Below are 24,285 nucleotides of genomic sequence, written 5' to 3' on the forward strand. Positions count from 1 at the left end.
CCTAAAAAAGGTCCTACTTGACGGCTTTTAGCAAACCGAACGGGATCTTCAATAGTCAATACAAAACACAGGGCTGTGATGGGACCGACACCGGTTACTTGACTTAAATACTGTGTTTCCGGATACTGTTCGATGCTCAGTTGTTCAATCTGCCGGTCAAGTTCTTTTATCTGTTCAGTCAAATGAAAAATTGTTTTAAACACGAACCCCAGCGCCGGTTGAAGTTCAGACGGCACAAGAGATTCACAACGTTTGGCAAAACTTGCTGTACTGCATTTGGGCAAACGGTCACCATTTGCCTTGACAAGTCCTCTTACATGGTTGATCAATTGGGTGCGACTCTTCACCAGCATATCACGGGATTTAATTGTTGCCAGATCCGCTTGTGCCTGGCTACCACGATGGTACAATGGATGTAAAAGTCTGGGTTCTACCCGGCAGACCATGCCCAATATTCGGGCATCACGTGCATCGGATTTGTCAGTACTGTCCCAAATCAATCTTAGTTTACGGGGGTTCCCTACATACACGGTTAAACCCATTTCAGTGAGCAAACGGCTTATCCATGGAGAGTGGGTCCCGGCTTCCATGGCCACTTTAGCGTATTTGTACGGATTGAAAAATTTGCTCACACCGATTTTTGTGTTAATCACCTTGGCGGTTTCCAATTCATTACCATCACCGTCAAACACTACCGCTATATGAAATTTGTCTCCCAAATCAATTCCAATTGTGATATTATTTTTGTTATCCATGGCTGGTCCCTCCTTTTTTGCAGCCCTTCGGGTGACTGCGTTATTGATTTACTTGAGCGTGATTATATCACAACTCGTCGGAGGGATCAGCCTTCTCATATTATCTAACTTCGCCCACTTGTCGTAATTGATGGTTCGACGGGGTATTGGCCGAAACGATGATCAAGCCCCATATATGATATAGTGTCAGGATGTTTACATTGACGCATATCGTCGATGTGCAATTTCATAATTATTTATGATGCGGCCGTCCCTCATATCGATCACACGTTTGGCATGCTCAGCCACGTCCATTTCATGGGTTACAAGAACAATGGTAATTCCTTCATCATTGAGCGTTTGAAACAGGGCAAGGATCTCTTCTGTGGTTCGGCTGTCCAGGTTACCAGTGGGTTCATCTGCGAGAATAATGGCAGGATCTGTCACCAAAGCCCTGGCAATGGCAACCCGTTGCTGTTGCCCACCTGAAAGCTGGTTGGGTTCGTGAAGGATTCGTTTTGCAAGCCCGACCATATCAAGCGCCTCTTTTGCTCTTTTGTCAGGATGATGTATTTGTTTTCCCCTTCTATAGAGGAGTGGCAGCTGCACATTTTCCAGGGCTGTTGTTCTGGCAAGCAGGTTGTATCCTTGAAACACAAAGCCGATTCTTTGATTGCGAATGTCGGACAAAGCGTTCTTGTCCATTTGACTCACCTTTAATCCCTCCAGAAAATATTCCCCGTGATCGGCTTGATCCAGGCAGCCGATGATGTTCATGAGGGTGGATTTCCCTGATCCGGATGTACCAATTATTGCGAGAAAATCCCCCCTGTCAACGGTGAGAGAGATGCCATCCAGTGCATGGACGGTTTCTCCGCCCAGGTGAAAGGTTTTTTTGATATTTTTGAGTTGTATTGTTTTCATTTTTTCTCCACTTATGGATTGTCCATAAACCCTTTTGATTTAAACCTGCGTCTACCTTCTCGGCCCACGACCGCCTCCGGAGAGCTTTGGAAGAATTTTTGACAAAAACCCGTTGGAACTTTCGGTCTTCTCAATATTTTTTCCGATGATGACCGAGATCCCGGGGGTTAAATTTTCACCTTTTATCACCGAAGTTGTGCCGTCGGTGATACCGGTGGTAACAAGAATGCGTTTGGGGATTCCCCCACCCAGCACATAGATGCCGAGATCATCATTTTTATTGCGGTCATCAAGCCTGAAATTCAGGGCAGCATTTGAAATCAACAGTTCGTTTTCCGCCTTTTCCACCACAAAATCTGCTGTAGCGGTCATACCCGGAAGCAGTTTTCCCTTCTTGTTTGGCGCAGCCACAATTACTGTATAGGTCACTACATTGGAAGTCTCGGTAGGATTCATCTGTATTTGGGTTACGGTTCCGTAAAAGAGATCATCGGGATAGGACTGAACGGTAAATATCGCCTTTTGTCCCTTTTTTACCATGCCGATATCACTTTCATCAACGCTTGCCCCGATCTCCATGTTTGACAGATTTTCTGCAATAATGAAAATGGTTGGCGTACTTAAACTGGCTGCCACCGTCTGTCCCTCTTCGATATCCCGTTGGAGGACGACACCGTTAATGGGAGATCTGATTTGGGCGTTCCGGAGATTGATTTTTTCTTTTTTTAAAACAGCCTGTGCAGATAAAAGCTCCGCCCTTGCCGTCTCCTTTTCAGTCTCATAGACGAGGATCTCCTGGGCTGAAAGATGTCCCTGCTCGTACAACGGCTGATTCCTTTCATATTCGGCTGTGGCCTGTTTGTAGAGTGCCCGAACCTTGATAACCGAAGCGTTTGCTGCATCCACCGCTGCATTAAACGTATCCAGATCAAGCTCTGCCAGGATTTGTCCTTTTGTCACCCGGGCATTATAATCAACCAATACTTTTTTGATTGTACCGGACACCTGTGTTCCCACCTCCACGGTTCCAACAGCTGAAAGGGTTCCGGTACAGGAAATCGTGTTTTCTATACTGCCCCTTTTGATTTTTTCCATCTGGAATTGGGATGCTTTTGGCGTCTCTCGATATGAAGAAGCGACCAAAGACTGGTGAATGGTAAGCATAATGAAAAGAACGCCACAGGCCATGAGTGTCGGTTTTAAAAATTTTAGCCCTATTTTTACAACTTTCATGACAATTCCTCCTTTAAAATATGGGATAACCCAAGATCTCCTTTGTAAAAAAAGATGGAAATGATTTTCAGTATTTTATCCACCTCCGCTTGGATCATGTCATTCCGGGCTTCCACTTGATCGGACCGGATCTGGGTTAATTCAGTCAAATTGGCCGCACCCATTTTGTACCGCTGAAAAACGGATTCCAAGGACTTGTTGGTATAAAACAGTCTGGATTTGGACACTAGGATCGACTCACATGCTGTTTGGTAGTCGGCAACTGCCTGACCCAGCTCCAAACGGATCTGTTGTTTCAATTTTTTCAGGGTCACAGTTGCCGATTGTTTGTCTATTTTTGCCTGATTCACTCGGGTTCGGGTCAGATGCCTGTCAAAAATAGGCAGGAAGACTGAGACCCCTATGTAAGAATATAGATTATCGTCGCCGAACTGATCCCCAAAATTTTCATCATACCGGTTGTCATACAGGCTTCCCATGCCGGCATTAAAATCCACTGACGGGTATTTGCCGGATGCCGCCTCCTTTATCTTCGCTTTTTTTGCAGAAACGTTTTTCTCCAGTGCAAGAAGATCTGGGCGGGTTTGAAAAGCTGCCTGTATGAGACGATCAGTATCTGTTTCAGGTATCATGGTGGAAATCGTGATTTTGGGTATCTCAATCTCGATATCGCCCGGGACTGAGACACCTATTGTTTTAATTAGCTGCATCTTACTGATTTTGTAGGTGTTTTCAGCGCTGATCAAATCGAATCTGGCTTTAGCGGTTTCAGCCTGCTGCTGGTAAAGGTCTGTGGCCGGGACTTTACCGGCTTCTTGAAAGGCTTTGATCTCTTTCTCCTGCTGGAGGTTGTTTGTCAGATTCTCCAGGGCCACTTCAATTTTTTGGCGTTGTTGCGCAACATCGATATATGCACTCACAGTATCATAGATCACTTGCTGCTCCTGCCTGGTCTGTGAGTGTTCCTCTGAAGACAAATCATAACCTGCACTCTCAAGAGATGCCTTATCATCGAATCCTTTAAAAAGATTGAGTTGGGAGAATACTTCTGCTCCCTGGGTATAATAGTCGTGGTTTAAGCCTGATTGCCCATAGTTATTATTCAGGGCTGTATTTGCGATACCGGTTATTTGGGGTAAATAATCGTTTTTTTCCTTCTTAAGGGCAAGCATTGAGTATTGAACATTGTTTTTTGCAAGTTTCAAATCCTGATTGTTTTTTAGGGCCAGCTCAATCGCCTCAACCAGACTTATTTTCTGGACTTCAGACGCCTCTGCCACCCCCTGGGAAAAAACATGAAGGAACAAAGCAATCAGTAAAAAAAAAACGATTTGTTTATTCGTCATCCATGGTAAAATCCTAGATCCTAGTATCACCCGAATTTTTTCTTTTTTTAAATCCTTCATCATTATTGTTTTTCTGCCTTCTATTCTTTGGTTAAAATTTTTGATCATGATCACTTTTCATCTTGAAAAGTGATCTGAATATAACCAATTTTTTTTTCTCTTGCTGTAAAGTTACAGTTAAGCCAGGGTTAAGAATTGTAAATTCCGATCCAAATGACTTTACGTTTCTTCACATGCAAAATGATCGTATTCGTGTATAATGAAAACCGGATAAAGCAAACAACCATATAGCTGTATTTATTGTTTTTTTTAATAGTTAAGAGAAAGCCATGAACCGTATTCTTGTGATCGATGATGATGAAGAGCTCTGTGAACTGTTAAGCGATTATCTGACCCCTGAGGGATTTGATATCAAGGCGGTTCAGACCCCGGAAGAGGGTCTTTCACTTGCCCTCAGCCAAGTCCATGATCTGGTGGTTTTAGATGTAATGATGCCGGGGATGAGCGGGTTCGACACCCTGCGCCATATTCGTGCCAAATCTCAAATCCCCGTTATTATGCTTACGGCAAGGGGGGATGATGTCGATCGGATTGTAGGCCTGGAGATGGGAGCAGATGACTATCTGCCAAAGCCGTTTAATCCCAGAGAGCTTGTGGCAAGGATTCGTGCTGTACAGCGGCGATTTGAGACAAGATCAGACGCTGAAGATATACCCCAGCAGAGTCCCTCACTTGAGATAGGAGATGTTATCCTCAATCCTGGACCAAGGACGGTGATGATAGGTAAAAAACCCGTTTCGTTCACAGCAGTTGAATTCACACTTCTTTATGAACTCATGAAAAATGCCGGTAATGTGGTCAATCGCGATGTTCTTTCTGAAACTGTTCTGGGCAGGAAACTGGATATTTTTGACAGAAGCATTGATGTTCATGTGAGCAGTCTCAGGAAAAAAATGGGACCAAGATATCAGGGCATTGAGCGGATTCAAAGTATCCGTGGTCTAAAATATATTTATGCCCTGCCGGAAGAAGGGGTATAAGGAGACGTGTACAAATAATGAGCACTCAAACAAAGAAATTTTGCTCTGGTCTTTTCCTGAACAACTACCTCTCCAGCATAATAAGAAAAAATCTCTTTTTAAAGATTCTCTTTTTTACCTGCAGTATCAATTTATTATCTGTGGGAATCGCCCTGCTGGTAGCATTCACTTCCAGTACCGGGCCTGCTGCAAGGATGAAGCACCAGGAGTAAAATCGTCAACAGAATCTTGCTCAACTCCTTTATCTTTATTCAACCCCCTTGATTGAAAAGTGGATTTCAGATGGAAAATCCGCCTCAATATCCTATGCCGATCAACTGGAAAACATTGAAAATGTCGTTCGAAATGCCATTCGATATACGAATGAAAGTACAACCGTGAACATCAGTATTGAAGCCAAAAACTCAGAAAAAGATCCTGTCATCCTGATCATTGAGGACAACGGCCCAGGCGTTCCTTCGATAAATTTGCCCCATCTTTTCAAGCCATTTTACAGGGTAGAAGGAGACCGAGGAAGAAAAACCGGTGGTACCGGTGTGGGCCTTGCCATTGCAGACAGAGCCATTAAACTTCATGATGGAGAAATCAGGGCAGAAAATTCAAAGGATGGCGGCCTGAAAATCATCATCACTATTCCCAAAACAATCATTGCCGGTTAATGTGCCCAGCCTTTTTGTTTTACAGTCCCAATACGGGTCAGTTCACCATTTTCTCACCAAAAAAGTTGGTCTGGTCTAATAGGAGCGGTTTTACAACCGCTCCTTGGGGTTTGCTTAAAAACTATGCAATGGCGCCCATAAAACCACTAACAACAGAATCGTCATAACTTCCGGTCAAATCTGTCATTATGGATGTCATTGCATCATGATAGGCCTGGGTCGCAGCGTTTTGGGTCAAGATTGTCTGACTCATCCCCTGAGAACTGCTCATTCTGGCTTCACGTTCGTCCATTCCCTGCTGAATTTCATCCTGTGACAGAATGCCATCCTGATTCAGGTCCAGTTGTGAAAAGATTCCAGTCGCCAGGCTGGTTTCTTCGGCACTGATGCTGCCATCTTCATCCGCATCCTCCTGTGCAAGGAGGGCTTCCAATTCAGACTCCTCTGTGCTACCCACGTCACCAGAGGGTGGGGGTGGGCCACCGCCCATCATTGGAGAAGGACCGCCGCCCATCATTGGGGGCGGACCATTGGAAAAAACCTCTTCCAGTTCGTCGGAATTCAGATCACCGCTTGAATCTGAATCCGCATCTGCAAACATGCTTTCGGACATGGGGGTTTCATCAATGGTCAATACCCCATCCTGATTGGCATCATCGTTTTTCATGATGCTCTCACTGCTGGGTGGCTCAAACGTACTGCCACCCGCACTCTGGTTTCCGCGCATGTTCATGGACTGGTAAGCAAAACTTGATTGTCCAAGTCCTTGAATACTCATTTCATTCTCCTTAAAAATTTATTGGAATTAAAAAGTTAATCTCAATTAATCTCCAATTTCAAACCGCATACGCATTGCTTTCCTCCTTTTTTATGAAATTTATATTCAAGCTCAGGCCCAAAATAGGCCTTGCCTGATTTGAAATATACAAAAAGAAGGCCAGGGACCCCAAAGGCGCACCCACTAGAATAAAGTCCCCATGGAAATACTATTATTTGCCCCTGAAAGCCATAATTCAAGCCCTGGATCTAATCCACACATTATTAACACATTTCAACGGACAGATACCCGGCTCACACCTGCTGTTTTACAGGCTGCCCGTTATATTCTCTACAAAGAGTATGATTCTAATCGCATTTGGGGCCCTGTCTTCTGTCGGCAGGCGGATTGTCTGGACGAAGGACCAGACGATCGCCTTCCGCTTCACATGTACCTGTCACCGTATCGCCGAAGGGGCTTTGAAATTCTGCAGTATCTCCAACAGATTTTCCTTCACAGGCAGTATAGGCTTCCGGTGGGGGACCTTGATGCTCTCTGCCTCCTCCCTGGGCAAATGATTGAGCCATATACAAATTAAAGCTGATAAGAATTCCAAACAAGGCCACAGCCATCATTAAGGCCATCGCTATTGATTTACGAGCATGAGTTGTCATTGTAGATTCTCCTAAATTTATTGTTGATTATTTTCGCGATCCTTTTCAAAATGTTTAAAGAGATCGCACGGCGGTCTTTGAAATTTTGTTTCAGACAATTCGCTTTTTTCTATGTAGCCATCGGCATCTTGGTCAAGATCCAAAAAATGGTCATCAGGTCCGGAAAATTCTTCCAATGAAACCCTCACGTCATTGTCTGTGTCGAACTGCTGGAAAAATTGTTCAGATGCCTCTGCTCTCATTTCCAGGGAATGGGCAAAGCCCATGGCAACAAGTAACAGAATCAGCATAATTGCTGTCAATATGATAAGCTCTTTTATATCCTGCATCATTATGCCAAACTTTTTAATATCCTGAATCACATACATTTTACGACTCCTTTTTAAAGGGTGTTTAAGGGCTATCCTTGGCTCTATTTTTTGGGAGGAGGACCATCGGGCATTTCGCCCTTTTTAATAAATCCATCTGGGTTAATTTTCATTTTAATGCTCCTTTTTTATATTGTTCCAATACGTGTATGGTAACATCCAATTATGTGAACCAAGTGATCAAAATATGTGGACAAATAGAGGATTGCCCAGGAAAGCTTGAACCTGTTTTTGTAATTGATAGGCGAGTGAGTAGGATTGAGGATCCCGACGCGGGAAAACCGCACGTATGGCAGCGAAAAGCGAGCGTGCCAAACGCTATAAGACTTCACTGAATTCGAACAACGCACCGCTTACTTTGACGAAGATATCTGCATGGCTGTAAAAAAGGGGGTTAACATTCTTGGGCTTGATCATGGTTTCGGCCAATACCCAGGTGGGATTAGGCTTGCGTTATTGACACTTTTGCTGAATTTCTTGCAATCCTGGATTTTTCTCCAGCCTCTAAGCTCGACATTTATTTCTGTGCCCCTTAAAGGGCTTGTAAAGCAAAAACCTGCACTCCACATCAGGCTGTTTATAACCAACGGCCAACAACAATAGTATCCAATACTTCTCAGGAATATTAAATTCTTTTTTAACTGCTTCGTGATCAAATCCATCCATGGGATGGGTCTCAAGCCCTAAACTGGTTGTGCACGATAAATCATCGTTAGTTTCTGAGTCATAAGCAAGCAAAAAGCGAAAGGAAATACGGTTCAAATGATTTCACAAAAAAAACCTTTTGGCATTTGATTACGCTATTTCAATTCCAGACAAAGCCATTCATGGTTACCATGGCGCTAAAGAACTGTTACACCGGATAAAAGGAACGCCCACGGCCTGTCAAATTCCTGGCTTTAACCGGGCAGTTTTCCATACAGCGGCCACAGTCTGTGGGTAAGGTTTCACTGGTGATTGCAATGAGTTATGAATGCGCCGCCAACCTGGTCCGGTTATATTTAATCAGCAGTTGCAGATCCTGGCAGCAGCACGAGCAACGATTCAATTCATTGCCGGCAAACACTCAACCATGGGTTTTAGCCAATTTTTTAAACATATTGGCAAGGCCGGTGGACAAAGTATAAATATTTTCTATGGGCAGGTTTTTATCTGCGGTATTGTCAAAAAACAGATTTAGATCCGATTCCAGCCCGTCTTCGGCATGATTGTAGCAAATCAACATGGGCAGCAGCGGCAATGGATATATCATCAGGGAAATATCTGCATCATAATGATTTTGAACGGGCCGGCCGTTAAACAACTTTATGATGTCCTTGAAAAAAGAGGGATTTGTATCGGCCACCTGTTTAAACGCCCCCACACATTGATGTTCAAAAAACCGGGCCCAGTCCTTGGATGTTTCAAGTTCTCTGAAAGGCACCCATGATCCGGTCAAGGGTATCCCTTTGCTGGACAATACAAAATTTAGCACCGGTGGAGCGATCCAGGAATTGACATGAATATCGGTTGAGATTCCACCATTTTTATCAATGCCGAAATCTTTGCCGAAAATTTTTAAGATGAGCCTGCCATTTGAAAATTTACCCCCCAGCTTTTCAGCTCTGGATTCAAGATCGATCTGTTTTATCCGGTCTTTTAACTGATGCATCACCTTGATATAGTCCTGCTCAAATGTGGACGCATATTCTAATTTTTTGGAACCATATTCTTCCAGAATGTCTTCACCAATAAACGGGCACTCACTCAAAGCGATCTGGCCCTGGAACACAGCCGCGGCAAAGGCTAAGCAAGTGGGTTTATTGCATTTTCGACAATTGGTTTTTTCCAATAATTTAAAGACCTCCATGGTATTTTTAAATTCACCCATTGGTACTATCTCCTTTGTTTTCCTCAGTTAAATCCATGGGACATCAAAACTTTTCATATCGTTTACAGCAATTGTCATTATAAAACGCAATAGTCGCCCGTCAATGGGTCAAACTTACCTTATTGACGCTTTGGCCGGCTGCTGCCCCAGACCAGTTGCAATGCGTGCGGCTTAATGGTCAAAGACCGGCTGGTTCAACCGGGAACCGGGCTATCCGACGGACAGCAGCGGCTGTGTATTGCCCGGACCATGATATTAATGTCATTGTTTTAAATACAGCATTGAGCAAAGGACGGGACGCTCTTTATGAGAACTTGCGGCCGTTGGTTTAATCCGGCATTAAAATCAAAAAAGGTTGGGAGTTGAGCAAAGGGGGGGGGGGATTGCGTATCAGGCGGTTTTAAGGACAAAACCGCCTGATGATCGTTTAGACGTTAGGCTTTTTCGAGTTTTACCGCACACACCTTGAATTCCGGTATTTTGGCAATGGGATCAAAGGCCGGGTTGGTCAATTTGTTGACATTTGCCTCTTCAAAATGGAATGGCATGAACACAAGCCCCGGAGAGACCCGCTCTGTAATCATTATCTTTGTCAGGATCTCACCCCTTCGGGAGGCCATTTTAACTTGACTGCCATCGCAGACGTCCAGGGTTTTGGCATCCGCAGGATTCATTTCAAGAAATCCTTCCCGCACTTCAAAATCAAGGGATTCGGAATTCCGGGTCATGGTGCCGGTATGGTAATGGGCATAGACCCGGCCTGTGGTCATCCAGAACGGATACTCATCATCCACCACTTCATTCGGCGGCTTGTGACCAATGGCATGGAATAATCCTTTTCCCCGGGTAAACTTCCCATCTTTGTGCAGAAACGGGGTTCCCGGATGTTCTTTGGTGGGACAGGGCCACTGGAGTCCGGGTCCTTCAAGCCGGTCATAGCTGATTCCCGCATAGGACGGGGTAAGGCTTGCGATTTCATCAAAGATTTCTTGGGGAGACGTATACGTCATTTCAAACCCGAACCGGTTGGATATGTCTTGAATGATCTCCCAATCCGGTTTTGAGTCTCCCACCGGATCAACCGCTTTTCTCACCCGTGTTACGCGTCTTTCCGTGTTGGCAAAGGTGCCGTCTTTTTCTGCAAAGGATGTTCCCGGCAGCACCACATCAGCCAGTTTTGCCGTGGGCGTAAGAAAGATATCCTGGACAATGAGCAGTTCGACTTTTTCCAGGGCTTTGACCACATGATTGGCATCCGGATCAGACACAACCGGATTTTCACCCATGATCCACAGGGCTTTCACTTCATCCTTTTCAATACCTGACAGCATTTCAGGAAGGGTCAAACCGATATTAGAGGGCAATTCATCCACGCCCCAGGCCTGGGCAAACTTTTTATTGGCAGGCCCAAGGGTCACGGGTTGATATCCGGTGTATACATTGGGAAGTGCGCCCATATCACAGGCACCCTGCACATTGTTCTGCCCCCGAAGCGGATTGACCCCTGATCCGAGTTTTCCAATATTTCCCGTGAGCATCGCCAGATTGGCCAGGGATTTTACATTATCCACCCCGGTGGTATGCTGGGTAATGCCCATGCAATACACAATGGAAGCACTGCCGGCTTCGGCATAGAGTGTGGCAAGTGTTTCTATATCCGCTACAGAGACACCGGTAATCTGGGACGCCTCTTCAACGCTGAAATCATCAAGAGCATCTTTAAAGGCTTGAAACGCCTCTGTATTTTCCGCAATAAAGGTGTCGTCCTGAAGATTTTTATCCAGGATCACCCGCATCATCCCGTTTAATAACGCCACATCGGTTCCAAGATTGTGCTGGATATAAAGCTCGGCAAAATCGGCTATTTGATTTTTTCTTGGATCCGCAACAATGACTTTCCCCCCATTTTCAATGGCCCTGAAAATCCGGGTGGCCACCAACGGATGGGAAGTTGCGGTGTTGGATCCGATAATAAATATGGTATCTGACAACTCAAGTTCAGACACTGCATTTGTCATTGCTCCACTGCCAAACGCTGCGGCAAGACCTGCCACGGTGGAGGAATGTCAGAGCCGGGCACAATGATCAACATTGTTGGTGCCGATGGCGGCCCTGGCAAACTTCTGCATGAGATAATTTTCTTCATTGGTCACTTTGGCTGATGCAAAAAACCCGATGGCATCAGACCCGTTGGCCTCTTTTATCTCCTTGAGTTTTGATGCGGTAAACGCAAGGGCTTCTTCCCAGGAAACCTCTGTCAATTCCCCATTTTTTCTTAACAATGGCTGTTTCAATCTTCTCTCGGATTGAACAAATTGATGGACATTCCATCCCTTGATGCAAAGCTTGCCTTCATTTACCGGGCTGGTTTTACAGGGAATGGTACCGGTCAGTTTGCCATCAAGGGACTCAAGAAAAAAATTGCATCCACATCCGCAATAGGTGCAGGTTGTAAGCGTATTCCTGTAATCCATTATCTTTCCTCTTTATAGTAACCCCTTACTTTTCAGGTGCAGGACCCATTAAGCTTAAGGGTGATTTTTCATTTTTATTGATCCCGGATGTAAATCCGAATTCAGTATTCATAATCTCAGCTGTCTTTTTATATAAAAGTCGTAACGGAATATCAGACGGACAGGCTTCTTCACAAAGTCCGCAGTCTATACACCGGTCGGCCATATGCATGGCCCGGGTCAAATGGAACACCGGGATATCCACTGGAAGGTCCCCTTTTGATACCAGATCTTCACATTCAAGGCTGCATTCCCTGCAAAAACACATGGGACAGATATTCCGGCAACCATAGCATTTTACGCACTTTGAAAACTGATCCATCCAAAAAGAAAACCGGGTTGACAGATCCTTGTTGTCCATATCTTCCACACCCTGTTGAGAGATCCCCTCAAATTTTTCTCCTGCGACAATGTCATCCGGATACGGTTTTTTGCATTCGCACGCCTGGGCAAGGGATTCAGGACAGGGGATACCGATGGGAACCACTTTATCCGGTTCCAACTGGTTTAGTCTGTAAAGGCCATAAAGACCTCTCTCATCACACCCCCGAACCAGAACCCCGAACACATCATCCGGATACTGTCTGGCAATGGTGCAAAGAACCCTGTTCAGCGGATACCTTGCATCCCCCGATTTTTCTGTATCACCCAGACAAAGCGTGTCCAGGTCGTCCCCTTTTTGAAACAAACAGGGTGCCACATGGCCATTGGCTGTTACAAGTGCGACAACCCCCTTTACAGACCCCTCTGAAAGAAGCTCGTTTATTTTTTCTTTTACTCTATCAATCATAAACATACCTATGATAAGTTGTTCGGTTAACAATTAATGGCGATGCCCAGAATAATCTGACGATCATATTGTTGTATGCCTTTTAATAACTGCTAAGCGACATTTTTAGATGAATCTTTCTTTAATGGTGACGGTCCAATTTTCTTAAGGGCATCAATAAAATCGTTGATCTCCTCAACAAACTCAGGTGCCTCGGCTGAGGATACCCATCTGGCCCGAAGCCGCTCTTGTTCAACGCCGCAAAAACTCAGCATCTGGGAAAGAACCGTTACCCGTTTTTCAGCAGAATAATTACCATACAGGTAATTGCATTCGCTCAAATGTCAGCCACCCACAAAAACGCCGTCAACCCCTTGTTGAAAGGCACGTAATACATGATGGGGAGACACGCTCCCTGAGCACATTACCCGGATGATACGAATATTTGCCGGGTACTGCATACGACTGACCCCAGCCAGGTCAGCAGCTGCATATGCTCACCAGGTACACAGAAAACATATGATATCGGGCTCAAAATTATTGTCGCTCATTGACTTCTTTCCTTATATATATTTAAAATTTTCCACACGTTTGGTTTATTTTTTCAGCAACCGTTCATAGGGTTCCTGTTTTTTTTGACGGTTATGCCGCACCAATCTGTGCCAGCAGCTGCTGGGGTTTAAACCCCCGAAGCATGGCACTGTGAGATGGACAGGTAGCCGCACAATTTCCACATCCTTTACAAAGCACCTCATTGACCTCACAGATTCGCTTGTCCCTGTTATAGGTAATGGCTTCATACGGACACATGGGCAGACACGCCATGCAGCCCACACAGGCATCCGGGTTGATCTGGGCCACAATGGCACTTTTCACCAGTTTTTCCTTGAACAAAATGGCCGCCACCCTTGAGGCAACACCAATCCCCTGGGTTCGGGCTTCCGTAGATGTCGCAGGATACCGTCCGGACCCGCAGACAAAAATACCATCTGCAGCAAAATCAAGGGGACGAAGCTTTGCATGGGCTTCCAGAAAAAATCCATTCTGGTCTGTGGGCACCCGCAGCATATTGGCCAGCTTCCCTGAATCATTTCTCGGCACAAGGGGAGTGGACAGGACAACGAGATCGGCATCCAGTTCCTGGGTCTTCCCCGTGACCGCCTGAAAGAATGTCACTTTCCCATTTTCAACTTCCGGGGGATTATCAGGGGTGTACACATCAAATCGAATGCCTTTGCCCCTGGCATCCCAGAGCATCTGCTCCTTATGGGTGCCATACATCTGCATGTCCCGATACAGGACCCTCACATCGGTCAAGGGGTATTTATCCTTGATGAGCATGGCATTTTTCACGCCGATCATGCAGCAAATTCTTGAACAATATTCTCGTTCCGGGGTTCTTGCCCCGGCACACTGGATAAAAACCACCCGTTTCGCATCCAGTTTATCTCGTTGAAGCAGCTGTTCCAGCTGCATTAATGAAATCACCTGACGACCATCGTACCCAAGTATCCCCTCCGGGATCAGCGGGACCGCACCGGTGGCAACCACCATACACCCCACCTGTTCTTCAACCAGGCCGGTTTGGGTTTCAATTTTGACATCATAATTACCGATATATCCACCGGTTTCCGTCACCGTTGCACTGGTATAGCAGGTAATATTAGACTGGGATCGAACATCATCAATGATCTGGGAAAGGGCCTCTTTTGCCATCACCCCTGAATCCAGTTGATGTACTTGTTGCAGAAGACCGCCAAGACTGGCTGTTTTTTCAACCAGGATGACGTCCAGCCCCATATCTCCCAGGGCCTGGGCCGCAGACAACCCGGCAATGCCACCGCCAATCACCAGAATTTTCCGGATCAGGGAGGATTCAATCTCATTTAAGGCCTCCAGTCCGGCACTCTTGGCCACGCCCATGCAGATCAATTCTTTCGCCTTTTGGGTGGCGGCATCTCTTGTTCCCATATGAACCCAGGAACACTGGTCCCGGATGTTGACCATCTCAAACAGATACGGATTAAGGCCAACCTCAGCGCAGGAACTTGAAAACAACGGCTGATGCGTCCTGGGTGAACAGGATGCCACCACCACCCGGGTCAGGTTCTGCTCGGTTATGGCCTTTTTGATCTCCCCGATTCCGGCCTCCGAGCAGGTGTAAAGATTTTCCTTTACATACACCACATGGGGAAGGGTTTTGGCGTATTCAGCAACGTCAGGACAATCCAGATGGCCGGCAATATTTGAACCGCAGTCACAAACGAATACGCCGATTCGAGGTGCTTCATAAGGTGTTAAAGTATGTGTATTCATATTTGGCAACCTTTCTTTATGATGCCTTTTGGTCGTTTTTTTTGATCACGGTCTGCGCTGCTCTTGCAGCAGCAGAACTCGCCTGGGCAACAGATTCAGGGATATCCATGGGGCTGTGGGCACACCCGCAGACATAGATTCCGTCCCGGGAGGTATCCAGGGGATTGGAAGGATCAGTTTTAAAAAATCCAAACCGATCCAGATCAATTCCTAGTGTATCGGCAATTTTCTGGGCCCCTTTTACCGGTCCACAGGCAGTGGCCAGCACAACCAGGTCAAAGGCCTGTCGTTGAATCTTCTGTTCCCGGGTGTCCTCATAAATCAGAACCGGGCATTCATCCGGATTCCTGGTGATCTCTGCCACCCTGGACCGCTTATAGGAAATATTGGAATTATTGCCGCCCCGGATCTTATACTCTTCAAACCCTTTTCCCACCGCTCTGATATCCATCCCGAAAATCACCGTATGGGTATCATTGTCATGTTCATGGGCAATAATGGCTTCCTTGATGGAATGCATGCAGCAATATCCGGAACAAAACGGATAAAACCGCAAATCCCTTGATCCCACGCATTGGATAAAGGCGATCTTCTTCGCAGTGGTAAACCCTTTGGCTTTTTCTTTCAAAACCGCAAGAGGGTTGGCATTCTCAAGATGGGCTTCAACCCTTTTAGCCCATTTATCCTGATCTTTTTCAAGGTCTTCACCGGGCTTCAGGCTGCCGTCCGTGTAAGCCGCATAAAATTCATCGCTCTTTTTCCCATGCGTCTTTTCAAACCGATCCAGGGCTTTTTGAGATTTTTTCACTTTTTTCTCAAGCTCAGCAATGGTGGCCGTTACCTTTCGATCGGACGGACGATAGATGTGTCCGGCCGTGGGCCCGGAGGCAGACAGGAATCGTTCAAATTCCATGGCAGTGATCACGTTATCCAACTGGTTATAGCGATATTCAGGCATTCTGGACGGATCAAAAACATCATACCCCGTGGCCACAACAACGGCCGCCACGGGCAGGTCAATAATGACGTCTGTCTGATCAAAATCAATGGCACCTGCCTCACATTTTTTCTGGCAGATCCCACATTTTTTCCCGTTCAACACCCGGCAATGATCCGGATCAATGGCATGGGTGGAGGGAATCCCCTGGGCAAACCAAGAATAGATGGCTTTGCGTTCTGCATGGCCTTCGTTATATAAATCCAGGACAGGGGTGGGGCAAACTTGTGCACAGGCACCGCACCCGGTACATTTATCTTCGTCCACATATCTTGCTTTTCTTCTGATGGTTGCCGTAAAATTCCCGGCATCACCCTCTAGTCGTTCAAGCTCACTATACGCCAGAAGTTTTATATTGGGATGTCGACCGACATCCAGCATCTTGGGCGAAAGTATTCAGATGGCACAGTCATTGGTCGGAAATGTCTTATCAAGCTGAGCCATTTTCCCGCCAATGGAAGGAAGGCTCTCCACAAGGTGGACCTTGAACCCCATCTCTGCCAGATCCAGTGAGGACTGGATACCGGCAATTCCGCCGCCAAGGACAAGTATATCCTTTGTCACAATCTACCTCCTGTTACCGCTCGTTCATATTATCAACCATCAGGCCACCTGTTTGATATTGGCAGGCCCTAAGGCTTTTATGGTTTCAGTAAATTCATTTGCCACCTGGGCAAATTTTGTCCCTTCAGCTGAAGAGATCCATGCTAACCGGGTTCTTTTCGGATCAATGCCCAGAAGCTGTAACAATTCACTGGTCATTCCAAACATCTTTTGTGCCTTTACATTACCATCCAGGTAATGACAGTCCCCAATGTGTCAGCCCGAGACCAGAACCCCGTCTGCCCCCTTTTCAAAGGCTTTCAAAATATAATTGGGATTGATCCCCCCTGAACACATTACCCTGACAATTCTCATATTCGGCGGATACTGAAATCGACTCACGCCTGCAAGATCTGCTGCTGCATAGGAACACCAGTTGCAGGCAAATGTTAAAATCCGTGGATTAAAATCCGTTGACATTTTCAATCCTTTCTATTGTTCCAGTGCTGCCTCAACCATGGCCAGCACCTCATTATCGTAATGGAAAACACTGGCAGCCCCTGTGGGACAAGCAGCCGCACAGGCACCACATCCCTTGCAAAGGGCCTGCTGAACCGTGGCAATTTTCACCCCGCTGTCCAGCTCATTTACCGCAATCGCCCCGAACGCACACGTCTCTTCGCAGGCACCACATCCCCGGCACAGGGCTTCATTCACCTGGGACACCACCCCATCAACGGTAACCGTTTCTTTGGACAACACAACCGTGGCCCGGGAAACAGCCGCCTTTGCCTGGGCGATGCTCTCTTCAATGGGTTTCGGGTAATGGGCCATCCCGGCTAAAAAGATACCGTCCGTGGCAAAATCAACCGGCCGGAGTTTGGCATGGGCTTCCATGAAAAACTGATCATCATTCAAGGAAAGCTTGAACATCTGGGCCAGGGCCACATTATCCTCGGGGACAATGGCAGAGGCAAGGACCACCAGGTCCGTTCCAATCTCAAGATCCATGTCAAGCACATGATCTTTTACCGTCACACAAAGATCAGCGCCCTGTTTTTCAACCACGGGTTTATGCTCATAGGCATACCGGATAAAGATCACCCCTTTGTCCCGGGCTTCCGCGTAGAGTTCTTCTCTTTGTCCATAGGTTCTGATATCCCTGTAAATCACATACACTTCCATATCAGGATTCAGGTCTTTGAATTTAACGGCAGACTTTACGGAATGGGTACAGCAAACCTTTGAACAATACATTCGTTCCGGTTCCCTTGACCCCACACACTGAATGAACACAGCCGTGTTCGTGGTCTTGACAAAATCGCTATCATTGGCCATTTTCCGATCAAGTTCCAAATGGGTCAAAATCCGTTCATCTTCGCCATACAGGTATTCCGTGGGTTGTCTTTCCGTTGCACCGGTGGTAATGATGACGGCCCCATGATCGATGACCTGTTCTTTATCATCGGTGGCAAGGGTGGTCTGAAAATTTCCAATAAACCCGGATGTTGCCGATACCCGGGTGCTGGTAAACACATCAATCAATGCATGATCCTGGACTTCTTGAACCAGGGCCTTCACGTTCTCGGAAATGGATTCACCATTCCAGGTATAATTCAGGCTGAGGGCATTACCGCCCAGCACCTCTTTTTTTTCAACCAGGGTAGTGAAGAATCCCTGCCGGGCAAGCCCGAGGGCTGCGGTAAGGCCAGACACCCCGCCGCCAATCACCAGTCCTTTTTGTACAATGCCCACGGATGGCTGGGGCAATGGCCGCATCAAAGCCACCTTTGTAACGGCGATGCGGACCAGATCTTTGGCTTTTATCGTGGCCAGCTCGGGCTCTTTTGAATGCACCCAGGAGCACTGGTTCCTGATGTTGGCCATTTCAATGAGATATTTATTCAAACCCGAATCCCTCAGGGTTTCCTGGAAAAGCGGTTCATGGGTTCTCGGGGTACACGCAGCCACCACGATGCGATTCAGGTCGTTCTCTTGAATCACCTGTTTCATCTTGTCCTGGGTATCCTGGGAACAGGTAAACATGTTCTCTTCCACAAAGGCGACATGGGGCAGGGTCCTTGCATATTCAGCAACCGACGGAACGTCCACGATCCCCCCGATATTGGTCCCGCAATTGCAGACAAACACACCAATCCTCGGATCCTGGCTGACAACATCTCTTTCTGCCGGATATTCCTTGACCTTGGTCAGGCTCCCCCGAAACGGGGAAAGGCTGGTGCCGGCATCACAGGCCGCTGCACTGGCTTCCATGACGGCCAGGGGAATATCTTTGGGCTCCTGGAGGGCGCCGCACACATAAACGCCTTTACGGGATGTTTCCACCGGTGAAAAACTGGACGTTACAACAAAATTATTGGCATTGAGCTCAACACCCATATCCTTGACAGCCTGGGCAAGATCGGCAGGGGTTTCCATTCCCACGGACAGGACCACCATGTCAAAGACTTCCTCGATCTTTCGCCCGTCTTCCATCACATAGGTACAAATGAGTTTTTTGTCATCATCCTCTGTAATGGTATGAATTCGGGACCTGACAAACCGGACACCCTGATCTTTTGCCCGCTCATAGTATTTTTCAAAATCCTTTCCATAGGTTCTCATATCCATCAAAAAGATGGCGGCCTCAAACTCACCGGAAATATGATCCTTTGCCATCATGGCTTCTTTGACGGCGTACATGCAGCAGACAGACGAGCAATATTTATTATCACATTTGTTCTGATCCCTTGATCCGACACACTGGAGCCAGGCTATTTTTCTGGGCTCAGCCTTGTCCGGAAAGCATTGGATATGGCCCAGGGTGGGACCGCCGGCAGACAAAATTCGTTCAAACTCAATACTGGTAACGACATTGGGAAAATTTGAATACTGAAGGTTGTCCAATTTTGACGGATCAAACGGTTTAAACCCGGCTGCCAGGATAACCGACCCCACATGAAGGGTCTGCATCTGTTCCGTATCACCATAATTGATGGCCCCGGTGGGACAGACCTTTTCACACGTGCCGCATTTATCCTTGAGCAGTTTCAAACACCGTGACGGATCAATGGCATACTTTAACGGCACGGCCTGGGGATATGACACATAAATGGCTTTTCGCTTATCCAGCCCTTCATTAAACTCGTCCGGGGTTTTCCCGGGACATTTTTTCACACATTCTCCACAGGCAATGCACTTGTCCATGTCCACATACCTGGGTGCTTGTTTGATTACGACGGTAAAATCACCCGCCTCTCCATCAATCTGTTGAACCGTGGAAAGGGTGTGAAGTTGAATATTCAGATGCCGGCCGACCTCGACCAGTTTAGGTGAAATGACTCACATGGCACAGTCATTGGTAGGAAATGTCTTGTCCAGCTGTGCCATCACCCCACCGATGGAGGGGGCTTTTTCAATCAGGTGAACCAAATAACCTGAATCTGCCAGATCAAGGGCCGCCTGCATCCCGGCAATACCGGAACCGACAACCATGACCGAACCGTTACTATGATTGTTTTTTCCCATTGATGAACTCCAGTTTCTTATATATGCCTTGTATCCTGCTGCTACTCGATGTTATCCGCCAGATAGGAGGCAAGGTCTATGATATCAATATCATGATTTGTATTTTTCGTTGCACATGTCAGATGAATCTGGCATTTGGGACATGCCGTAATAATCGTCTGGGCACCGACCGCTTCTGCCTCTTTGAGCCGTTTTATCTGCATGACCTTTGAACAGGTAGAACATTCCATCCAGGCCGTGGTTCCACAGCAGACAGCATTTTCCCGGTTATGCTCCATTTCTGACAAAAGGGTTCCGGGGACAAGGGAAATCAAATCCCTGGGGGCATCATACACCCCGGACCGCCGTCCCAGTCTACAGGGGTCCTGGTAGGTCACTGTCCGGGTGCTGCCGGTTTTAAAAGAAATGTCTGCACCAGGCAGCTCTTTTGCCAGGAACTCTGTGATATGAACAATTTCAAAGGGCAATGGGCCCAGCTGATCCGTATAGGCTTCCCGGAACATGGCATATCCTTCCGGACAGCCAAATATAACGGTTTTTGCCCCTGTTGCTGCAATGGTCTCAATATTTTTTCTGGCAAGGGTTAAAAAGGTATCATCATCCCCGCACCAGAAGGCATCATGCCCGCAACAGCACTCGTCATTGCTGATGACCGGTTCAATCCCCAGTTTATTCAGCAGCAACAGATTATTTTTAGCGGATTCAATCATGTGCAGGTCCAGATATTGAAATGCCACATCATAATAAGTGATACAACCGGTAAAATAAAAGTACTCCCCTTTTTCAGAAATTTTTCCCGCCTGTTTTGCCCATGCGATCCTGTCTTGTTTCACGCCCTTGGCCTGAATGCTGGTAATCGTATGAAACATGCCGTGGTGGCTCAATTTGGGAACATTTTCTGCCTGTCTTGCTTTATTACGGTAGGTACGGATAAATGCAGGGAAGTCGATTTCAACCGGACACCGGTCCGAACATCGTGAACAGGAGAGGCATGCCCAGATATCCTTGCTTTGAAGAATATCCTCTTCAGGTTCATCCAATGTCCGTTTAATCATCTGACGCGGTGAAAAGCCTTCAAGATCCATGGCAACAGGGCAACTGCCTGTACAAACCCCGCACTCCATACAGTAATCAATTTGTTGTTTTGAAAGCTGCATATTATTATATATCCAAATATTTATGATAAATATAAATTAAAACGGTTTAATTTATTTAAAAAACCCAACCCTATTTGATGATCTTCCCATGGAAGCTTATCTTCCAAAAAAAATCGTTTTCTATGATATTGCTACCATGAATTTCTTATTGCGTTTGCAGCAAAAAAGCACTCCAGAAACAAAAAAGTCAACATTAATAGCGCCATAAAAGAGTTACTATGTAGCGATAAAATTTCTATTAGTCAAGGGTATGTTTTCAAGTTTTTCAAAGCGTTATCATATTGGTTTATGATAGTCTGCCAAGAAAACTGCGCCATCTCCCTGGACAATCTTTTCTGCAGCGGTAAATATTTTTCATAATTCAACAGCCGGTCCGCCAGTTTCGCCACCAGATCTTCTTTTGTCTGATACAACACCTGGGGGTGAACCGCTTTGGGCATGATTTCGGGATAAGACAATCTGTCCGGCAACACGGGGATACAGCCGAACCGGACTGCCTCAACAACGGCAATACCAAAATTCTCCTGGTTTGCACAACTGACAACAATGGCCCCTTTGTTTAACCAGGACTGATACGCTTCCCTTGATTCAACATACCCGCAAACCACGATCTCCTCTTTGAATTGTTCCCTGGCTTGATCAAAAACCGGTGGCACCAAATCAAGCTGTTCTCCCAACAGGGCCAGGGAAAACGAAATGTTCTTTTCTTTCAATCGGCCCAGGGCATCAAAAAAGAATTCCGGATTTTTATCATATTCCCACCGATGATTCCATATGATCAACGGTCGTTCAACATCCCCATGGGTTAAATCCATCTCCCCGGTTTCAAACCAGCACCCTGGATACACCACCCGGGTTTTCTCCCGGATGGTGTCCATCATCCATTTGGGCCTGAAATCCGGCATCTGTTTGACCAGGCGGTTAGCCGCCACCATAAAATCAGCAAAATGAAATTTTGAATTAAATACAACCTTATCTGCAGCAACTGCAGAAATTATATTGGTAAACCCGAGGTGAAAATCCCGTTTTTCATGGGGTGACAATGGATAGGACAATTGATTTTCATGAAAATACATCAAGACCGGGGGAAGATTGTTTCCGGCAAGGGACAAAAAATCCGTCAAATCCATCATGTCCGTGGTCATAATGACGTCATAGCAGGAAAAATCTTTGATGTGGTGGGCAAAATAAAGGGCCGCCCCTCTCATCCGCCATTTCCAGAATCTATCCGGAAGTGAGACAATGTCAACGTCATGACAGGAGTGGGTCTTAAACCCCAGAGCAAAATCTTGATGAGAGCCGCCGAAAAAAGGTTCAAGAAAAAGAATTTTCAAAAAAAAGACTCCCCAAACTGAAATTCCCTTTGATAATGAATTTATACGGCACCGTCAAGGTCTGACCGGCAATTCCCATTTTTTAAAAAATCATTGCCAAATGTTGATTTCGATTGTAAACAAAGCAGGGGTAAACATATGGCATCCATTGGACTAAAAACAAAAGACGAAACCCGTCACACCTTTCAAGGTCAGGATCTTTCAATCCAATTGAATCATCAGGGGAGCCGGGACTATACAAAGGTCAGTTTCCCAATAAAATATGGGCTTTTTTCACGGCTTGAGACCCGGGAGTATATTTTTGAATTCAATCTCAATCATGAAATCCGGCATGCCAAATCAAAAAAAAGGACCTGGCTCGATCCGTCGGAATGGCTGAAACGAACCATGGGAAATGACTGGGTATATTATTCCACTGGCGGGTATTCAGGGGTTTATGAGGCCCTGGGTGAATACTATCTGCCCAACCTGATGTATCCGACCAATTCCCTGCTCGGCGGCACCCCGTTTAAAAAAAACGACATCAATACGATTGTCAACAACTGGCATCACATCATTTCCCAAGTATCGGATACGGATATGCCGGACCCATTTTCACAATGGGTTTCCGCCATACAGCAGCAGACCCCTGAAGGCCTGCAGACAAAAGCCCGGAGCCTGTTTGACATATCCGGTTCCCGGGTAACAGTGATGCCCCCGGATGCCCGGCATGTGGACTATAATATTATTCCCTTGAATATTTCTGACGGATGTTTGTATAAATGCCGGTTTTGCAAAGTGAAAAATAAAAAAAAATTCGCTGTTCGATCCCGGCAGGACATTCATGGCCAGATCAACCGTCTCAAACAATTGTACGGTAAGGATATGATCAACTTCAATGCCTTGTTTCTAGGGGAGCATGATGCATTAAACTCACCGTGTGACGTCATTCTTCAGGCCGTGCAGGATGCCTATGAGGCGTTTGGGTTCCACGCTTCTTACATGAGAAACCATTACCTGTTCATGTTTGGATGTGTGGATTCATTATTAAATGCCGACCCGATCCTTTTTGAAATGCTCAAGCACCTTCCCTTCCAAACCTTTATCAATATCGGTCTTGAATCCTATGACCAGGCAACCCTGGACTTGCTGGGCAAACCCATCACCACCCGAAAGGTGGGCCAGGCGTTCGAAAAAATACAGTTCATCAACGACACGGTTCCCAACCTGGAAATCACCTGCAACTTTGTCATGGATGAAACGCTTCCAGCGTCTCACACTGCAGCGTTAATGACCCTGATCAGGGACAAGGTCCACCGGACAAAACCCAAAGGCGCTGTTTACCTGTCCCCCTTAACCTTTGGCACGCCCTCCCGGCAGGTCCTGTATGATTTTTACAAATTAAAATCCCTGAGCCGGTTTCCCACGTTTTTATACCTGATCCAGCGGCTGTGACACACGGCTGTCGGACACCAGAGACCCGGCAAATGACAGGGATAGGGGTGTCTAAAAAATCCCGATTTTATCTGTGAAGGGGCGATAAA

General features: G+C 46.3%; 23 protein-coding genes. 4 read left to right on the forward strand and 19 right to left on the reverse strand.

The window, feature by feature from the left end; genetic code table 11:
* The 4 genes from Q1Q15_RS16130 to Q1Q15_RS16145 form a co-directional block, all read right to left on the reverse strand.
* The coding region (locus tag Q1Q15_RS16130) for a transposase (protein ID WP_300462159.1) at positions 1–755 on the reverse strand (755 nt) is incomplete at its 3' end.
* A gap of 195 nt (positions 756–950) precedes the next feature.
* Positions 951–1,658, reverse strand: a complete 708-nt coding sequence (locus Q1Q15_RS16135) for an ABC transporter ATP-binding protein (RefSeq protein ID WP_300462161.1) — start codon at positions 1,656–1,658, stop codon at positions 951–953.
* A gap of 51 nt (positions 1,659–1,709) precedes the next feature.
* Positions 1,710–2,891 (reverse strand): efflux RND transporter periplasmic adaptor subunit, encoded by a 1,182-nt coding sequence (locus Q1Q15_RS16140; RefSeq protein WP_300462162.1) that lies wholly within the window; start codon positions 2,889–2,891, stop codon positions 1,710–1,712.
* Positions 2,888–4,237 carry a TolC family protein gene (locus Q1Q15_RS16145; RefSeq protein ID WP_300462164.1) on the reverse strand — a complete coding sequence of 450 codons (1,350 nt, stop codon included), beginning with the start codon at positions 4,235–4,237 and terminating at the stop codon, positions 2,888–2,890. The genes Q1Q15_RS16140 and Q1Q15_RS16145 overlap by 4 nt, the downstream gene beginning before the upstream one ends.
* 329 nt (positions 4,238–4,566) lie before the next feature.
* Between Q1Q15_RS16145 and Q1Q15_RS16150 the strand changes: the two genes are divergently transcribed.
* The 3 genes from Q1Q15_RS16150 to Q1Q15_RS16160 are packed head-to-tail and all read left to right on the forward strand — an operon-like array spanning position 4,567 to position 5,936.
* A complete protein-coding gene (locus Q1Q15_RS16150; protein WP_300462167.1) occupies positions 4,567–5,277 on the forward strand; it encodes a response regulator transcription factor in 711 nt (236 codons plus the stop codon).
* A 17-nt stretch (positions 5,278–5,294) separates the two neighbouring features.
* Complete coding sequence (locus Q1Q15_RS16155; RefSeq protein WP_300462169.1) at positions 5,295–5,489, forward strand: hypothetical protein; 195 nt, start codon at positions 5,295–5,297, stop codon at positions 5,487–5,489.
* Between the two features lie 48 nt (positions 5,490–5,537).
* The gene (locus Q1Q15_RS16160; protein WP_300462171.1) at positions 5,538–5,936 is read left to right on the forward strand and encodes an ATP-binding protein; all 399 of its coding nucleotides are present in this window, start codon (positions 5,538–5,540) and stop codon (positions 5,934–5,936) included.
* Between the two features lie 121 nt (positions 5,937–6,057).
* On the opposite strand, the gene Q1Q15_RS16165 is transcribed toward Q1Q15_RS16160, so the two are convergent.
* From Q1Q15_RS16165 to Q1Q15_RS16235, 15 genes are all read right to left on the reverse strand, one after another.
* Positions 6,058–6,714 carry a hypothetical protein gene (locus Q1Q15_RS16165; RefSeq protein WP_300462173.1) on the reverse strand — a complete coding sequence of 219 codons (657 nt, stop codon included), beginning with the start codon at positions 6,712–6,714 and terminating at the stop codon, positions 6,058–6,060.
* Positions 6,715–7,061: 347 nt separating this feature from the next.
* Entirely contained in the window at positions 7,062–7,367 is a 306-nt protein-coding gene (locus Q1Q15_RS16170; RefSeq protein ID WP_300462175.1) for a hypothetical protein, read from the reverse strand.
* Between the two features lie 17 nt (positions 7,368–7,384).
* The gene (locus tag Q1Q15_RS16175) at positions 7,385–7,735 is read right to left on the reverse strand and encodes a hypothetical protein (RefSeq protein ID WP_300462178.1); all 351 of its coding nucleotides are present in this window, start codon (positions 7,733–7,735) and stop codon (positions 7,385–7,387) included.
* A gap of 504 nt (positions 7,736–8,239) precedes the next feature.
* Positions 8,240–8,497 carry a nitroreductase family protein gene (locus Q1Q15_RS16180; RefSeq protein ID WP_363321005.1) on the reverse strand — a complete coding sequence of 86 codons (258 nt, stop codon included), beginning with the start codon at positions 8,495–8,497 and terminating at the stop codon, positions 8,240–8,242.
* A 304-nt stretch (positions 8,498–8,801) separates the two neighbouring features.
* The gene (locus Q1Q15_RS16185) at positions 8,802–9,605 is read right to left on the reverse strand and encodes a DUF3786 domain-containing protein (protein ID WP_300462181.1); all 804 of its coding nucleotides are present in this window, start codon (positions 9,603–9,605) and stop codon (positions 8,802–8,804) included.
* Between the two features lie 434 nt (positions 9,606–10,039).
* Positions 10,040–12,079, reverse strand: a complete 2,040-nt coding sequence (fdhF, locus tag Q1Q15_RS16190; protein ID WP_300462184.1) for a formate dehydrogenase subunit alpha — start codon at positions 12,077–12,079, stop codon at positions 10,040–10,042.
* Between the two features lie 25 nt (positions 12,080–12,104).
* Complete coding sequence (locus tag Q1Q15_RS16195) at positions 12,105–12,908, reverse strand: 4Fe-4S binding protein (RefSeq protein ID WP_300462187.1); 804 nt, start codon at positions 12,906–12,908, stop codon at positions 12,105–12,107.
* A gap of 92 nt (positions 12,909–13,000) precedes the next feature.
* The gene (locus Q1Q15_RS16200) at positions 13,001–13,438 is read right to left on the reverse strand and encodes a hydrogenase iron-sulfur subunit (protein WP_300462188.1); all 438 of its coding nucleotides are present in this window, start codon (positions 13,436–13,438) and stop codon (positions 13,001–13,003) included.
* A 91-nt stretch (positions 13,439–13,529) separates the two neighbouring features.
* Positions 13,530–15,203 carry a CoB--CoM heterodisulfide reductase iron-sulfur subunit A family protein gene (locus Q1Q15_RS16205; RefSeq protein ID WP_300462191.1) on the reverse strand — a complete coding sequence of 558 codons (1,674 nt, stop codon included), beginning with the start codon at positions 15,201–15,203 and terminating at the stop codon, positions 13,530–13,532.
* Between the two features lie 16 nt (positions 15,204–15,219).
* Positions 15,220–16,581 carry a 4Fe-4S binding protein gene (locus Q1Q15_RS16210; RefSeq protein ID WP_300462193.1) on the reverse strand — a complete coding sequence of 454 codons (1,362 nt, stop codon included), beginning with the start codon at positions 16,579–16,581 and terminating at the stop codon, positions 15,220–15,222.
* 15 nt (positions 16,582–16,596) lie between these two features.
* Entirely contained in the window at positions 16,597–16,764 is a 168-nt protein-coding gene (locus tag Q1Q15_RS16215) for an FAD-dependent oxidoreductase (protein WP_014956672.1), read from the reverse strand.
* 39 nt (positions 16,765–16,803) lie between these two features.
* Positions 16,804–17,223 carry a hydrogenase iron-sulfur subunit gene (locus tag Q1Q15_RS16220; protein ID WP_300462205.1) on the reverse strand — a complete coding sequence of 140 codons (420 nt, stop codon included), beginning with the start codon at positions 17,221–17,223 and terminating at the stop codon, positions 16,804–16,806.
* Positions 17,224–17,235: 12 nt separating this feature from the next.
* The gene (locus tag Q1Q15_RS16225) at positions 17,236–20,271 is read right to left on the reverse strand and encodes an FAD-dependent oxidoreductase (RefSeq protein WP_300462207.1); all 3,036 of its coding nucleotides are present in this window, start codon (positions 20,269–20,271) and stop codon (positions 17,236–17,238) included.
* Between the two features lie 41 nt (positions 20,272–20,312).
* Positions 20,313–21,428 carry a (Fe-S)-binding protein gene (locus tag Q1Q15_RS16230; protein WP_300462210.1) on the reverse strand — a complete coding sequence of 372 codons (1,116 nt, stop codon included), beginning with the start codon at positions 21,426–21,428 and terminating at the stop codon, positions 20,313–20,315.
* A gap of 242 nt (positions 21,429–21,670) precedes the next feature.
* Positions 21,671–22,762 (reverse strand): DUF3524 domain-containing protein, encoded by a 1,092-nt coding sequence (locus Q1Q15_RS16235; RefSeq protein WP_300462213.1) that lies wholly within the window; start codon positions 22,760–22,762, stop codon positions 21,671–21,673.
* Positions 22,763–22,900: 138 nt separating this feature from the next.
* Between Q1Q15_RS16235 and Q1Q15_RS16240 the strand changes: the two genes are divergently transcribed.
* The gene (locus Q1Q15_RS16240) at positions 22,901–24,196 is read left to right on the forward strand and encodes a radical SAM protein (RefSeq protein ID WP_300462216.1); all 1,296 of its coding nucleotides are present in this window, start codon (positions 22,901–22,903) and stop codon (positions 24,194–24,196) included.
* Positions 24,197–24,285 lie beyond the last annotated feature (89 nt).

Origin of the sequence: Desulfobacula sp. (genome assembly GCF_030145145.1) — a bacterium.
GTDB lineage: Bacteria > Desulfobacterota > Desulfobacteria > Desulfobacterales > Desulfobacteraceae > Desulfobacula.

Excerpts from the sequence above, each read along its gene's own strand:
- Q1Q15_RS16145 (WP_300462164.1), bottom strand. The coding sequence starts at position 4,237 with ATGACGAATAAACAAATCGTTTTTTTTTTACTGATTGCTTTGTTCCTT.
- Q1Q15_RS16140 (WP_300462162.1), bottom strand. The coding sequence starts at position 2,891 with ATGAAAGTTGTAAAAATAGGGCTAAAATTTTTAAAACCGACACTCATG.
- Q1Q15_RS16195 (WP_300462187.1), bottom strand. The coding sequence starts at position 12,908 with ATGATTGATAGAGTAAAAGAAAAAATAAACGAGCTTCTTTCAGAGGGG.
- Q1Q15_RS16230 (WP_300462210.1), bottom strand. The coding sequence starts at position 21,428 with ATGCAGCTTTCAAAACAACAAATTGATTACTGTATGGAGTGCGGGGTT.
- Q1Q15_RS16135 (WP_300462161.1), bottom strand. The coding sequence starts at position 1,658 with ATGAAAACAATACAACTCAAAAATATCAAAAAAACCTTTCACCTGGGC.
- Q1Q15_RS16205 (WP_300462191.1), bottom strand. The coding sequence starts at position 15,203 with ATGAATACACATACTTTAACACCTTATGAAGCACCTCGAATCGGCGTA.
- Q1Q15_RS16240 (WP_300462216.1), top strand. The coding sequence starts at position 22,901 with ATGGCATCCATTGGACTAAAAACAAAAGACGAAACCCGTCACACCTTT.
- Q1Q15_RS16175 (WP_300462178.1), bottom strand. The coding sequence starts at position 7,735 with ATGTATGTGATTCAGGATATTAAAAAGTTTGGCATAATGATGCAGGAT.
- Q1Q15_RS16185 (WP_300462181.1), bottom strand. The coding sequence starts at position 9,605 with ATGGGTGAATTTAAAAATACCATGGAGGTCTTTAAATTATTGGAAAAA.
- Q1Q15_RS16165 (WP_300462173.1), bottom strand. The coding sequence starts at position 6,714 with ATGAGTATTCAAGGACTTGGACAATCAAGTTTTGCTTACCAGTCCATG.
- Q1Q15_RS16150 (WP_300462167.1), top strand. The coding sequence starts at position 4,567 with ATGAACCGTATTCTTGTGATCGATGATGATGAAGAGCTCTGTGAACTG.
- Q1Q15_RS16170 (WP_300462175.1), bottom strand. The coding sequence starts at position 7,367 with ATGACAACTCATGCTCGTAAATCAATAGCGATGGCCTTAATGATGGCT.
- Q1Q15_RS16155 (WP_300462169.1), top strand. The coding sequence starts at position 5,295 with ATGAGCACTCAAACAAAGAAATTTTGCTCTGGTCTTTTCCTGAACAAC.
- Q1Q15_RS16210 (WP_300462193.1), bottom strand. The coding sequence starts at position 16,581 with ATGCTGGATGTCGGTCGACATCCCAATATAAAACTTCTGGCGTATAGT.